At 34.8% G+C, this 14212-nt stretch carries 16 protein-coding genes and 2 pseudogenes; 14 read left to right on the top strand and 4 right to left on the bottom strand.

Annotation, left to right across the window (positions count from 1 at the left end):
* Positions 1-30: 30 nt before the first annotated feature.
* Complete coding sequence (locus tag MKX57_RS13325; protein ID WP_089987252.1) at positions 31-594, bottom strand: hypothetical protein; 564 nt, start codon at positions 592-594, stop codon at positions 31-33.
* 320 nt (positions 595-914) lie between these two features.
* Between MKX57_RS13325 and MKX57_RS13320 the strand changes: the two genes are divergently transcribed.
* From MKX57_RS13320 to MKX57_RS13310, 3 genes are all read left to right on the top strand, one after another.
* Positions 915-1076, top strand: a complete 162-nt coding sequence (locus tag MKX57_RS13320) for a hypothetical protein (RefSeq protein ID WP_155269804.1) — start codon at positions 915-917, stop codon at positions 1074-1076.
* A 328-nt stretch (positions 1077-1404) separates the two neighbouring features.
* Positions 1405-1611 (top strand): hypothetical protein, encoded by a 207-nt coding sequence (locus MKX57_RS13315; RefSeq protein WP_089987253.1) that lies wholly within the window; start codon positions 1405-1407, stop codon positions 1609-1611.
* 446 nt (positions 1612-2057) lie between these two features.
* A complete protein-coding gene (locus MKX57_RS13310) occupies positions 2058-2363 on the top strand; it encodes a hypothetical protein (protein ID WP_090002742.1) in 306 nt (101 codons plus the stop codon).
* A 240-nt stretch (positions 2364-2603) separates the two neighbouring features.
* Here MKX57_RS13310 and MKX57_RS13305 read toward each other — a convergent pair whose 3' ends face one another.
* Positions 2604-3959 (bottom strand): lytic polysaccharide monooxygenase, encoded by a 1356-nt coding sequence (locus tag MKX57_RS13305; protein ID WP_342551128.1) that lies wholly within the window; start codon positions 3957-3959, stop codon positions 2604-2606.
* 1366 nt (positions 3960-5325) lie between these two features.
* Here MKX57_RS13305 and MKX57_RS13300 point away from each other — a divergent pair.
* Positions 5326-6045, top strand: coding sequence for a hypothetical protein (locus MKX57_RS13300; RefSeq protein WP_089987255.1), 720 nt, complete (start codon positions 5326-5328; stop codon positions 6043-6045).
* A 180-nt stretch (positions 6046-6225) separates the two neighbouring features.
* On the opposite strand, the gene MKX57_RS13295 is transcribed toward MKX57_RS13300, so the two are convergent.
* Positions 6226-6765 carry a hypothetical protein gene (locus MKX57_RS13295; protein ID WP_090002741.1) on the bottom strand — a complete coding sequence of 180 codons (540 nt, stop codon included), beginning with the start codon at positions 6763-6765 and terminating at the stop codon, positions 6226-6228.
* 225 nt (positions 6766-6990) lie between these two features.
* On the opposite strand from MKX57_RS13295, the gene MKX57_RS13290 reads away from it, so the two are divergent.
* From MKX57_RS13290 to lpdA, 10 genes and pseudogenes are all read left to right on the top strand, one after another.
* The gene (locus MKX57_RS13290; protein WP_342550354.1) at positions 6991-7311 is read left to right on the top strand and encodes a hypothetical protein; all 321 of its coding nucleotides are present in this window, start codon (positions 6991-6993) and stop codon (positions 7309-7311) included.
* Positions 7312-7436: 125 nt separating this feature from the next.
* The gene (locus MKX57_RS13285) at positions 7437-8309 is read left to right on the top strand and encodes a GNAT family N-acetyltransferase (protein WP_342550353.1); all 873 of its coding nucleotides are present in this window, start codon (positions 7437-7439) and stop codon (positions 8307-8309) included.
* A 172-nt stretch (positions 8310-8481) separates the two neighbouring features.
* Positions 8482-8616 (top strand): phage terminase small subunit-related protein, encoded by a 135-nt coding sequence (locus tag MKX57_RS13280; RefSeq protein WP_107922697.1) that lies wholly within the window; start codon positions 8482-8484, stop codon positions 8614-8616.
* A 12-nt stretch (positions 8617-8628) separates the two neighbouring features.
* A pseudogene (gene terS / locus MKX57_RS13275) lies at positions 8629-9240 on the top strand (phage terminase small subunit); the annotation flags it as partial.
* Positions 9237-9443: pseudogene (locus tag MKX57_RS13270) on the top strand (phage terminase large subunit); the annotation flags it as partial. The pseudogenes terS and MKX57_RS13270, both read left to right, overlap by 4 nt.
* Positions 9444-9702: 259 nt before the next feature.
* The gene (locus MKX57_RS13265) at positions 9703-9990 is read left to right on the top strand and encodes a hypothetical protein (RefSeq protein ID WP_342550352.1); all 288 of its coding nucleotides are present in this window, start codon (positions 9703-9705) and stop codon (positions 9988-9990) included.
* 209 nt (positions 9991-10199) lie between these two features.
* Positions 10200-10361 carry a hypothetical protein gene (locus MKX57_RS13260; RefSeq protein WP_237068888.1) on the top strand — a complete coding sequence of 54 codons (162 nt, stop codon included), beginning with the start codon at positions 10200-10202 and terminating at the stop codon, positions 10359-10361.
* Positions 10362-10432: 71 nt separating this feature from the next.
* Positions 10433-11026, top strand: a complete 594-nt coding sequence (locus MKX57_RS13255; RefSeq protein ID WP_008177378.1) for a TetR/AcrR family transcriptional regulator — start codon at positions 10433-10435, stop codon at positions 11024-11026.
* Between the two features lie 67 nt (positions 11027-11093).
* Entirely contained in the window at positions 11094-11966 is an 873-nt protein-coding gene (locus MKX57_RS13250) for an alpha/beta fold hydrolase (protein ID WP_043990298.1), read from the top strand.
* Complete coding sequence (gene lpdA, locus MKX57_RS13245) at positions 11953-13347, top strand: dihydrolipoyl dehydrogenase (RefSeq protein WP_089987259.1); 1395 nt, start codon at positions 11953-11955, stop codon at positions 13345-13347. Before MKX57_RS13250 ends, lpdA begins: the two co-directional genes overlap by 14 nt.
* Before the next feature lie 599 nt (positions 13348-13946).
* Here lpdA and MKX57_RS13240 read toward each other — a convergent pair.
* Positions 13947-14192 carry a tyrosine-type recombinase/integrase gene (locus tag MKX57_RS13240; protein ID WP_338138369.1) on the bottom strand — a complete coding sequence of 82 codons (246 nt, stop codon included), beginning with the start codon at positions 14190-14192 and terminating at the stop codon, positions 13947-13949.
* Between the last annotated feature and the right edge of the window lie 20 nt (positions 14193-14212).

The raw sequence follows: 14212 nt of genomic DNA, 5'->3' as shown, positions 1-14212 counted from the left end.
AATTTACTTATATAGTTTCTTCTTTAAAAATCACCTTATAACAGATGACGATACTGATTTGGCTTTAAGTTCTCCTTGAATTAAAGCAACGCCAATCCCATACACAATCGAAATAGCTAAAGGTACAAGTGTGAAAGCATAATCAACAAAGAAACCACCTAAGATAAGGGCCGAAAAACAGGTTCCTAAAGTAACGAATAAATAGGCTTTACTTTTATAAATCCATATGTATGGAAGAAAATGAGAGCCTGCAAGTAAACCAATTGTGAAGGGAAGGTATTCAGGTATTTTCATATACACGATGATAAATACAGGTATATAAAAAGCTTGAGGAGCTGCCACTATTCCTCCTAAAACTCCTAGAGGATTGTCTGTAGAATTTAAACTGACGCCGAGAATTTTACCAATGAACATGCCAATAGGGAAAATAGCGCCCAAACCAAATATCCAAATTAAACGGACAGCCTCTATTGGAAGAACAAAATACATGAGGGTGAAAATTAAAAAGACTAGGACGCCAGATAGTAGAATGGGGAATCCTTTTTTCGTTTCAGCTATAAGCTCATTTTGTAAATTTACAAGAGTTTTACTCATAAATGTACCACCTTTCATAAAATGGGGAGAAGATATTATAGTATAACAGTTCATTATTGTATTTACCTTAATTATCTCAAAAATGGTATTTTTTTCTGATTATTTAGCGGGGGATATAGGGAAAAGGCAATGGAGGGAAAACGTAAAAAATCATTCAAATGAAGGGGTAGCCAGCATCGCATTCGTCAGTTGTTCTTCCATCACATTCTTTTGAAAACGAAACGTTCATAATCACAATATGAAGCATTTGGATATGTTATGATCAAATTTGTGAAAAATGTTTACGAACGGTCAGTATGTTAAATGAATTAGGGGGACAGATGATGGATAATCAATATTTCGTAGGTTGGGGTACATTAGCATTAATCAATGCTGGATTGGCGCAAGGGAAGAATAGAAGAGGGTTAAATTGGTTCTTACTTTCTCTTATATTAGGTCCAATCGCCACACTAATTTTGTTATTTGTTGAAAAGAGACCGTAATACACCTTCAGCATCGAGAATTCGCCAATGAAGGTTAAAAATTTTTTACCTTGTGGTGATTCTATTGATTTCAACTAGAAATAAAACTACTATGTTTTACGGGGAAATAAGTATAGAAATATTGTTGACGGATCGCCGTATGCGATGAAAGTCGCCTGTACGGTGAAGGCTCGTTATAAAGCATCTGAATGTATAAGACGAGAATAGCATTTTAGTAGGGCTAGATAAAACTTCTGTAAGTGGAACTAGTGCTAATTCAGTTACATTTGAAGTAGGAGAAGACATTTATCTTTCTCATAGTCTAATTAAAGTTATCGATGGATCTAATATGATTAGCCATTTTGATGACGACTCTCAAGATCTCATTACTTCTGCAATATGGAATGACACCGATAAATCTATCGTAGTTTTACTGGACAACAATGCAAGCATTGGTCAAAAAATTACATTTACAAAGGGCAATAAACAAAATTTATCTGGTAATAAAATGACAAGAGACATTATTGCAACATTCAACGGAGTTAATTGGGAATAAGAATGGACCTCACCTTATTAGGTGGGGTTTTTCTTTCATAAAATTTAAATGTCGTACAGAAAAGGTGAGGTTGATGATAAAAATTCAATTTTGGTAAAGGTTAAAAATTCTTTACCTTCTGAAAATCCTATACAACTACTTTTGATCCAAGTTAAATAAGTTTTTTTAATGTGGCCTCACCTATAATAATTAGGTGGGCTTTATTTTACCTCAGTTAGGCAACCTTAGTTATGTTGTTTATGGTATTAAGAAGGTTGAGTACGATTTTAAAGGTAAAGAGTTCTTTACCTTGTTGAAATTCTATTGAATATATTTAGAAATAAAACTACTATGTTTACGGGGAAATAAGTATAGAAGTATAGTTGACGGATCGCCGTATGCGATGAAAGTCGCCTGTACGGTGAAGGCTCGTTATAAAGCATCTAAATGTATAAGACGAGAATAGCGTGCCAGGTGCACCTTTAGTTACTTTGGGAACAACAAATAATAAAGATGGCTTTTCTGTATTATTTTCAGAAACAGTCCATATGCAATTGGCAGGATGGTCTGGCTTAATGGTACAAGAAGAATTTCGTCCTGATGAGACAGTTCCATACAATAACTTTGATTTTAAAGTGGACATCCATTCAACTACTGGTGAAATTAGCCTCCTATTTGGTGTTCAACAAGTAAATAGTACAATAAGCATATATAAAGCAATTTACAATGAAGTTTCTGAAACATGGAGTTTGGTAGAAATTACAGCTCCATAATTAATTTAGATGAACCTCAGCTGATGGGGTTATTTCTTACAGCAATAGTCTAAACGTTGCGGTGAAAACTCTTTTCAATCATCAAACGGTTTCTTCATTGAAATTATATGTAGCGAACTTGTTGTGTAATCTCCTTGGATTATTAGCGTGTAAAAAGCAGCTTGCATGCAAGCTGCTTTTACTTCAATAATTTCTATTGGAACAAAACGATACTGAATTCTCTTACTAGAAAACTAATTTTTATTTAATTTCTTTCCATAAAGACAAAGCGTTTATCCAATTTGGATCTCCATAGCCTTGATAGCTTTGAACCGCTTCATAATTCTTACCTTGATACTCTACCTTATCACCTTTTTTGTATGCCTTGAATGGACTCCATTGCTCATAAGAAGTACTTTGCTCTTTAGTTGTTACAGTTAAAATGGAACTTTTAATAGATTCATTCCCAGCTACATCTACAGCAGTTACTGCATATATATAGGAAGTATTTGATTGAAGATTCATATCCATAAATGATGTGATTGTTGAAGTCCCAACAGCAGTCATTTGTTCTTTTGTTGTCCCTCTATATATAACATAATGGTCAACGCCTACATTATCCTCTGAAGCACCCCACATTAAGTCGACACTTGAAGAAGTGATTCCCATTGTATGTAGTGAAGTTGGTTGAGTAGGCGATTCTGTATCTGGAGCAGCATGCAATGTTTCTACAACTAGAGATTCACTTACTGTAGAAACATTCCCAGCTGCATCTACTGCCTTTACTGAGTAAGTATATTTTGTATTGGAATTCAAATTTTTATCTGTGAATGTCGTTCCTGGAACAGTTGCAACTACTTTGCTATCACGTAATACTTGATATTCTTTCACACCTACATTATCTGTAGAAGGGTTCCATTTTAGCTCGGCACTAGTAGAAGTAACTTTTGTTGTATGTAATCCATTTGGCTGAGTTGGGGCTTCCGTATCTACATTGCCACCATTATTCACCAAATTTACATCAATCACATTATAGAACGCATTTGAAGTGTCAGCGACATCCCAAACGGCTAGGATCACGTGATAGCCACTACGATCTGTTGGCACATTAATAGTATGAGTTAAATTAGTCGATGCAGCAGAACCATTATGTGCTACAGTTCCAATTGGCTCAAGATCAGCGCGGGTTAATGGTTTATTAGGATTCCAATCATGTTTAGTAATATAATAGTGCCATTTGCTTGTTAAATGTGGTGCAGTATACTTCCATGTAAACGTATTGGGACCTCCCGTAATTGTATTCTTAAACCAGCGATCTGTCGTTTGTTGATCAAGGATACCACCAAAAAGACCTCCTGCAGATGCAATTTTTCCATCCATCGGTCCACTTTGCGGAAATCCTTTAGGCGCCTCTAGGCTCTGTGGTTCATACATTATGCTTCCACACATTAAGTTAAGTGCCCCATAATTTTGAGTACATAAGGCTGCACGGCTAGCTGGTTTTTCAACAAATCCATGTGCATATGCATTTGGAGCTGTCGAAATCCCTATGATTCCGGCTGCTAATAGGGCAGCACTCAGACCTTTTTTGCTTAATTTTGTAAATTTAGTGTTCATCATCCATCGTCTCCTTATTTTGAAATTGTATTGCGACTAGTATGATAGCAATAGATTAATAATTATTCAAACTACGGATAAATAATACAATAGTTTTATTTTACAAAAAAACATTTTTGTAATAATGTAGGTATAAAGTGCTTGTTTAGCTGAAAATGTTATTTTAATAAGCTAATTTCTATTAAAAAAAGCTATAAATTCTAATAAAATATTTAAATTTGTCTATTTTCGTACTAATTGATATTATTCCGAACTATACAGCCGATTGGGCTTGGAAAGCTCATTAGACATGTCAATAAAGGACAGACTAAGTTTCGCCCCGTAGTAACAAACCAATAGCATCCCAAGAAGTGGAAGAAGTGGCGCAATCACCGCAAAAAGTTGTATTTGGACTATAAAGAAAACCCATTTATGAGGTTACAGGGTAGAAGCAATAAGTTGAATAGGGGATATTAACTTGGGTGGTCATTAACTTTAGATGGCTTATTGCATGGATACGCAGCGTATATTTATGATGAAGATAGTGTTGATAGCTGGGTGACGGAAGTAACCCAATGTTTGGGCTCCCCAAGGGAAAATATTTAATTCGAATGCCTAAGTCTTTTCAAATGATATACCCTAATCAATTATCAAGGTTGTTGAGGATTATCAACTTTTTGTTAAGCAAATTCAACATGCAAGTCAAGGGATTTTAAAATATTTAGGTTTGACCCTACAAAAGAAGCAGAAGTCTGGAGAGAATTTCCTAATAAAGACGGCTTTGATACATATAGTACGGATTATCATTTTATCAGTGCTTTACAGGGTACTGATGAATTAGATTGGATTCGAATAGGAGAGGCATCCTTTGTACTTGCAAACGACTATGGAGATTAGAAAAATCGGATTATTCAAAATGTTTTTCAAAGCCCGTTGTAGAATTAGCTGTCAGAATAACAATGCCCCATATAGACATATAAAATGAAAATCACAAGTGCAATTGCAAAAAATCTGTGAGTTCGGCTGTATTTATGTTGGAGACATTCAATAATGAAACAATGAAAATAGTGATTTTGAAGGTTTGAAAACTATCCCACTTAATCGTTTCATAAGCGTAATGATTTTTATTAACATCTGAAAAATTCCCAACTACAGTGTTAAAAAATGCCCAGCAATCAATTAATTTTGAGCCAGGGCATTTTTTAATGAACATATGTTAACGCTATCATTTTAGAAGATAACTACAATTTATCTACTTATTATAATGTCATTGTCCAATTTCCATCGGCTGATATATCAAAGAAATAAATTTAGCTATTGTAACTATCATTACAGCTCTGGTGAATTCTCCCCGAATTATGTATATTTGTGTATAAGGAGGGATTAGATGAAAAGAATTCTTCACCTAATAATCATTTCATTAGTTGGAATATATTTCTTGTATGGTTTATCTAGCACATTTTTAAACACTAAAGGATATAATGGTGCGGACATTATAATTTCAGCTATTGTATTGGTACTTGTTGCTCTATTTGGGGGATTTTTAATTCTACTTTATGGAAGAACCTATAGTGCTGAAGCTATAAAAGCACGCAAACAAAGAGAAGCTAATAGAAAGAGAGAACAATTTGATGCAGAGAGTAAAGTACTTGGTTCAAGAGCTCGACAACAACTTTTCAATGCAGATTTATGTATTAAAGTAAAACATACAGCTGGTTTACCAATTGCTGAAGGTGCTGAAATCTTTGTGTACAGATGCACAGATAAAGTCATTTTTGAAAGGGGTCAAGACACAATCGAGTTAGATATAAATAAAGTTACCGATATTCTAATAAAAACAGATGTTGAGATTCAAAAAAGTTGGGTAAGTAGTGCTGGAGGAGCTATAGCGGGGGATAATGTTTTTGGTTCGTTAGGTGCTATAATTGGTGGACGAGCAAAAGAAAAAACGAGCACTGTCATAGAAAAGTATTTAATTTTTGCTTATGAAAAGAATGATGGACAAAAATATATATCTTTGGAAGTTACTAATGAACCTAATGCAAACTTATTTAATTCAAATTATTACAATCTCTCCAATAACGAAAGAAGATTTACGAGTCTTTAGAGTGCCAAAATTGGTGCTCTTTTTTGTATTGGAAATTAGCTTTGAATAGTATAGAAAAGAATTGTAAATGCGGCTACAGATCAACAAAGACCAAGACAGCTAAATGATATGCCGTCGTGGTCTTAATTATAAAAAATTTCTTCTATATGTATTGTAAGAAATGATTTATAGATATCCATATTAATATTTCCTTTTTGTAATCAATCCAAATTCATAAATAGCTTCTAGCTTGCCATTATTAAATTCTAAACTTACCATAGAATTTTCTTCTACACCGTTTTTTCCTCTATAATTAAGTTTATTTTCATCTTTGTGCAATGCACCATATCCTACGATTTCTTTTACGGTATCTTCACTCATACCAATTTTGAGCTTTTGAAACATTTCGGGCGTAATGGTTGAAACTTGTTTTGTCGGTTTTACCTCTTCTGAAAAGATCATTTCTATCGATTGTCCGATTATCAATAACCCTATTATACTAATCAAAATTAAGGCGATTTTTTTAGGCCATTTTGATGGAGCTACCTCTCTATAATAATAGGTTTTGTTTTCTGACTCTCTGACTGTTTCTGAATGATTATATTTTAAATGAGTTTCTTTTTCTATTATTGTATAATCTTCTGAAACTGCACCACAATATTCACATACGTATATATCTATGTTTTCTTTGTAGAATTTTTTATATGAATTTGCAGCTAAACAGTTAGGGCAATTTTTCATAAATCCCTCTCCTTAACTTTTGATGAGCCATTTACCATTTTAAGCAATCTTATTATGTGCGTACATAACGAAAAAGTATAGGTATTCACTAATTTTGCCTTCTAAATATACTAGTTTTTAACCTCTCAATCTCTTCTTCTAATTACTATTTTAGGAAACTCAGCATGAATTGTATAGTTGTAAATTGAGAATAAAAAATTAGACTAGTAAGGTGGGAGAAAACTGATGAATATTTTTGATCTCGTTGTTGCCATAGTTGATGAGGATCCAGTGACATTACCGAAGGCTAGTGGAGGTACAAGTGATCAAGTGTATACAGAAGTACAACATCGTGTATATTCGCTAAATTATCGTATTAAGGAATATGAGCAAAAGATTGCGGAGGTGCATAACCGCATTCCATTTGTAGAAGGGGATAGAGAGGTTGAAGTCCTCCATAGATTACTAGATGGGAATAGCATGCGTTCAATTGGAAAGCAAATGAGATTATCTAGTATGACAATTTTTAGAGTAAGGAAGTATATTTTGAGTCAGATGATGAAGTAGCCGAAAGGTTACTTCTTTTTTGTTATTTTTAAAAGTATTGTTTCTTCAACTGAAGGAGCAATTTAGTTGAACAAGGGTAGATGGTAAATTATGATAAGAATAGAAATAAAGTAGGGGGATTTCTAATGTATACAGACAATAAAAAAGTTTTGAAATTAGTGGAATTTGATAAAAATGATGTCTTAGGCTTAGTAGAACTTTCTACATCAGTTGGCTGGGATTATGATGAATGGGAAATTAGAACTATTTTGTCATCTGGTAAAATATACGGACATAAAAATGCTGTGGGGAAAATTGTTTCGAGTGCTGCAATAATACCTTATGATACTGATTTAGCTTCAATAGGTATGGTTATTGTTAATGAAGAATATAGAGGTTTAGGCTTAGGGAAGAATGCTACTCAGAAGTGTATAGACAGTGTTTCTCAAAATACCTCTATAATGTTAATTTCAACAGATAATGGAAAACCTTTATATGAAAATTTGGGTTTTATTACTGTCGATTCTGTACATAAGTATTTAAGCGATAATTATATTCCAACTAGATTGTTTAATAATCTTCAAGAAATTACTCTAGAGAGCTACCAAGAGAAAGACATTAATGAAATTATTGAATTAGATTCAGCTGCATTTGGAGATAAGAGGGGGAATTTGCTTCTTAACAGGATAAATCAATCCAAACAATGTTTAGTTGTTAGAAATCTAAAGGGGAAGATTATTGGATTTGGAATATCTATATTAGGTCCAGAAAATCTATTAATAGGACCTATTGTAGCACCAAATTCACAAACAGCTGCTTTAATAATAGATGGGTTAGTTATTAATCATCAAGGAAAGATAAGGATTGATGTGTCATCCAGTAATGACGAGTTAATGTTCTTCTTGGAGAAAAGTGGATTTATTAAAGTTAGTAATCCTCCAATAATGATAAAGAACTCTATTAAAATGCCATATAGGAATAAAGAGTTGTTTGCTATTGCTGCACAAATTTTTGGTTAGGGATACCAACATCCGTATTCAACTAACAGAAGCTTTTAATAAAGTTGTTAATGTAACGTTTGGAACAAATATAACAAAAGGAACAAATGTAAAACATGTAGCATGTTTTGTGATAGGAAAAATATGATGTAAACTCGGAGGGAGGTCGGCGCGAGGTGGGGATGTATGAGATATGGCTAGACCAAGAAATCCGAAACGTGATGAAGCATTTCAAATGTGGCTTGAAAGCAAAGGGCAAATGCTCCTGAAGGATATTGCAGAGCAGTTAGAATTATCCGATTCGCAAATTCGAAAGTGGAAAAACTAAGATAAATGGGATGATCAATTGAAAGGTAACGTTACCAAATCCAATGGTAACGTTACTAAACGTAGTAGGGGTGCTCCTGTAGGCAACAACAATGCAAAGGGTTATGGTGCACCTAAGCAAAATAAGAATGCTGTTACACACGGTTTCTTTCAAAAGTTCCTGCCCGAAGTAACACTTGAAATCATGGAAGCCATGAACGAACGTTCTCCAGCTGATTTAATCTGGGATCAAATACAGATTCAGTATGCTGCAATCATAAGGGCACAACGAATCATGCATGTTACAGATAAAGGTGAAATGATTAAGGAGCTCAAAAAGGCAAAGTACGAATACTATCCACGTTCTAAGGAAGAAGGTGGTGGTGTGGAGCAAGCTACAATCGAAGAAGAATACAACTTGCAATTCGCAGGGGAACGACAGGCGCAACTACTCACTGCTCAATCGAGAGCAGTTGGGGAGTTGCGTTCTTCTATTCGTCAGTTTGTTGAGAGGGCAGATCAGGATGACGAGCTCAGGATTAAACTTGAGCAGATGCAGTTGAACATTGATAAGACTAAAGCTGAAATGGAAAAGCTTGATGAAAAAGGTGAAGGACCTATGGAAATTGTCATCAAGAGAAAGTGAGAAGGGATGATTTCCTATTCGACTGGAGTTGCAAAACTCAACTTTTAGTCGGTGGGTATGGTTCTTCTAAATCATATCGTGTGGCACTCAAAATACTTTTAAGGTTGTTAGAAGAAAAACGTACAGCTCTTGTCGTCCGTGAAGTTTACGATACGCATAGAGAAAGTATGTTTTCTTTGTTTACAGAGATCATAGAAGACTTAGGGTTATCTGGCTACATGCTTTATTACGCATGGTTGTAGATCATGAGAATAAGTGTGGTATGGGCTGGATGATTATGATGTTGCCAGTGTGAAAGGGGTCAATTCAAAATAAGGAAGTGGTACAGTGAACGAATACATTGCTTATATCGATGAGAAAGGCGTTACACCTCTTTTACTCGATAAGCTAATTTCAGAAACAAAAGCAGAACGTAACAAATGATTACTCTACTACAATTGGTATAAAGCTGAACTATTAGCAGTGCCAATTTTAACACGTAAACCAACCGATTATGCGCAAGGTAATGACCATGTAGTTAGTGTTGACGACAAGGTGAACAATACTCTTAATAATCCTTTAGATGCTGAAATAATAGATACAAAGGTTGGCCACATGTTCGGTAATCCAATTTCATACGTAGTAAACAAGCAAGTTCAAAGTCTCTCTATGTTTCAGTTGATGATAAAGAGGTTATTTAAGCAATTCCTTTCAATCGTAACGCTTGGCATTGCGGAGACGGCGGTGGCAGTAATGATCCTAACACTTTAAAGAAAGGTAATCGTATTTCTATTGAGGTAGAAATTTGCTACAGCAAAAGTGGTGGTGTTCGTAATGGAGTTGCAGAAGAAAATGCAGTTCAGGCATTTCAAAATTATTGAAACAGTATGGCTGGGTATTGAGCGAGTGAAGAAGTACCAGGATTGGTCAGGGAATATTGTTCACATCGAATATTAAGTGAAGAACGGTGGGATAGTTTCTTGAAACGAATTGAAAATGCTATGAATGAGAAAAATGATTTAATTGAAAAGGATGATGATACTATGAAATTTACTAACAAAACACTTAAAGCTGCAGTTCGTGACTATCTCAAACAAGCAGTGTACAAAAAGCTGATTGATAAATCACATCTTGCATGTTAAATAGTTGTTGAAATTATATTCAAGTTCTTATATATTAAAAGAGACTAAAGGGTATCTTTTTGGAGGTTTAAATGAAAAAAGGTGAATTAACTAGGCGCAATATTATTCGAAAATCTTCTGCGATTTTTAACAAAAAAGGTTACATGACAACAACGATGAGTGACATTATTCAGGAAACAAATATTCAAAAAGGGGGGATATATCGACACTTTAAGGATAAAGAGCAGTTGATGGTTGAGTCTTTTCATTTTTCAACTGAAATCATGCAGGAGCATTTAAAGATGAGTGTTTCAATACACGAACATGCAACAGATAAATTAATCGCATTTGTGGAGGCTTTTCTACAATTAAGTTCAGGAAAACCCATAGTAGGTGGATGTCCTATTTTTAACGCAGCTATAGAAATGGATGATTTAGAAGGGAGTACATTACTGCCATCGATCAAAGAAGCTATGGATATGTTGATAATGTGGATAATGAATATTATAGAGGATGGAATTAAGCATCAGGAGTTGAAGCAGTCAGTGCAGCCGTACGACACTGCGATTTATATTGTGTCAACACTTGAAGGCGGGCTCGTCTTAGATAGATTAAAGAATGATGGACAATTAACAGAGATCATAATAAATAATTTGAGGCAATATATCGCAATGATTGCTAACTAGCGGCATTAAAGCCGTCTTTTTTATAATCAAAAAGAGACCGTTCGGTATCTTGTGTGGAGGTGTTTTTATGAAATATTTCTTATTCGTTGCTTTCATAACAATTATTTTCTCTCTAAGGAGATATATCATTCTTCATATTTTTACACCGAAAATGAAAGAGTGTAAAAAATACCCGAATTCGACTTATGAAAACATTGAAATAGAACTCGGCATTGGGACAGTTCGAGGATGGCTTATTAAAAGTGAGCAGGCAAGAGGTTGTTTTCTACTGATTCACGGGTGGAGCTCTAATAAATCAGACATGTTGCGGTATGTCGATCCCTTATTAGCTAACGGTTATGACGTAATAATTGTGGATGTTATTGGTCATGGGGAAAGTGAGTCAAAACAAAAACAAGTAAGTATTGCATCGTTTGTTCAAAGTATAACATCAACGATAGATTATGTATGGACGAGACCAGATATTAATAGTAATGCGATCTACGTTTTAGGACATTCAATGGGGGGGATTGCTGCAAGTATTGTGAATTCTACAGATTTTAGGTTACAAGCACTTATTACCGATTCAATGCCTACATCATTAAAAAGTATTAGCAAATCAATGGCAGAGAAAGTAAAAATACCGTATATTCCTTTTGGCTGGCTATTTGTCAGTTGGTTTTTATTACGGGGAGGTGTTTTTTTAAAAGCAAGAAGAGAATGGTGTTTAGAAAATATATTAAAAACACAACAGTCCCCAGCTCTAGCCATACACTCAATTAAGGACAAAAAAGTGCCTATTTCAAATGTGGATGTCCTAATAAAAGATAGTAATTTTAAACAAGTAATTAAAGTTGTAACAAAAGGTCACCATAATTGTGTGAAAGATGAATTTTTTTGGGATAATGTTTTTCATTTTATAACAAGTAATGAGGGGGAAATAATAGATGAAGTATATTGATACACTTGTGATTGGTGCAGGCCCAGGAGGATACGTGGCGGCTATACGTGCTTCTCAAATGAAGCAAAACGTAACAATTGTAGAGCGAGAGTATTTAGGAGGAGTTTGCTCAAATGTCGGCTGTATCCCATCAAAAGTACTGATTTCAGTAGGTCACCGTTTTGAGCAAGCAAAGCATTCAGATGATATGGGTGTTGTTGCACAAGGAATAAAACTTGACTGGACAAAAGTGCAAGAATTCAAAAAAGGCGTAGTTTCTAAATTAGTAGGTGGTGTTGAAAGTCTATTAAAAGGCAACAAAATTGATATCGTGAAAGGTGAAGCATCCTTCATAGATGCAAACACTGTACGTGTCATCGACGGCGACAACTCACAAACTTACACATTCAAAAATGCAGTCCTTGCGACAGGTTCTCGACCAGTTGAAATTCCAACATTCAAATTCACTGAACGCGTAATCAACTCAACTGGTGCACTTTCTTTACTAGAAGTACCACAAAAATTAGTTGTTATTGGTGGTGGTTATATCGGTACTGAGCTAGGATCTGCTTACGCTAACTTAGGTTCTCAAGTAACAATCATTGAAGGTGGCAAAGACATCTTAGCTGGTTTTGAAAAGCAAATGACACAAGTTGTGAAAAAAGGCTTAAAGAAAAAAGGCGTGGAAGTTATTGTTGGCGCATCAGCTAAAGGCGTGGAAGAAAATGAAAACGGCGTAGTTGTAACGTATGAAGCTGGTGGAGAAGAAAAAACAGTTGAAGCGAACTATGTATTAGTCACTGTAGGCCGTCGTCCAAATACAGATGAAATGGGTCTTGAAGCAGTAGGCATCAAATTCGCAGAACGAGGTTTATTAAAAGTTGACAAACAATGCCGTACTTCAGTACCCAATATTTATGCAATTGGCGATATCATATCTGGCCCACAACTTGCGCATAAAGCTTCTTATGAAGGTAAAGTAGCTGCAGAAGCAATTGCTGGCGAAAAGTCAATCGTAGATTACTTAGCAATCCCGGCTGTCTGCTTTACGGATCCAGAACTTGCAACTGTTGGCTACAATGAAAAGCAAGCAAAAGCAGAAGGTATCGAGGTGAAAGTAGCAAAATTCCCATTTGCTGCAAACGGCCGCACATTAACTTTAAACACAGCAGAAGGTTTTGTGAAGCTTGTTGTACGCAAAAAAGATGAGGTATTAATCGGTGCTCAAATCGTAGGTGATGGTGCATCTGATATGATTGCTGAGATGGGTCTTGCAATCGAAACGGGCATGACTGCTAAAGATATATCTTTAACACTTCACGCTCACCCAACTTTAGGTGAGATTACAAGGGAAGCTGCTGAGGTAATTATAGGGAGGCCAACTCATATTATGAAAGCATAATTTTGCTTTAATAGAAAGTTTGATCAAAGATACTAATCTTCCTGCTAAATGAACAAAAAGAAAAAGTTAGTAAAAGTTTATCCTTTGAGAATGAATTGTATCAACACTGGTAGATGTTGTCATTATAATAAAAAGAATATAAAAATCACTCTCATTAAGAGAAGTGATTTTTATATTTTTAGCACCTGCCCAGCATCTTTGATTTTTTAATGTTTGTTCCCGAGTGTACCCCAATTAAGCAGTGAACAACTGGTAAAAAAGGAAACCAACATTTTTTAAAAATATTTTTTTGATCTAATTTTAAATCTTCGTAGAAATACATATTTTAACTTCTTCTAATCAATAGAGCAAAAACCACAGCAAATCAACATTTTTACGCTATAATGTAGGACGAGGTGAAGAAAATGTTTGTGAGTGAAAAACAGATTGAGATTCGATATGCAGAGACAGACCAAATGGGCGTTATCTACCATGCGAACTACATCATTTGGATGGAAAAAAGAATAAAACGTTGATATATAAGGGAGGGGAGGGGTCACAGTAAAAGCGAACCACAAAAAGTACCCCAATTTGATGAGAAATCGCTATTAACTTTTATTTTATCCATTTGCAAACTGGTTCATTAGATCGATAGATTTAATTTCGTCTTTTTCAAATGAATGTACATATACTTTTAATATAGTATTTGGGTTATCTCCAAGTATTTTTGCCACTGTAACAAGTGTTTCCCCACGTGCCAGTAAAATGGAAGCAACTGTATGTCTTAATCCATGTGGAGAAATTCTTCTTAAGTTATATTTAGTACAAATCATGTCTAATGCATCTTCAACATAAGTTAATCCTATTGGATTACAACCTTGTCGTG

It is taken from the genome of Lysinibacillus sp. FSL M8-0216 (assembly GCF_038595555.1).
In the GTDB taxonomy this organism is placed as follows: Bacteria; Bacillota; Bacilli; order Bacillales_A; family Planococcaceae; genus Lysinibacillus; species Lysinibacillus fusiformis.
This window is presented reverse-complemented; position numbering and strand designations above follow the sequence as displayed.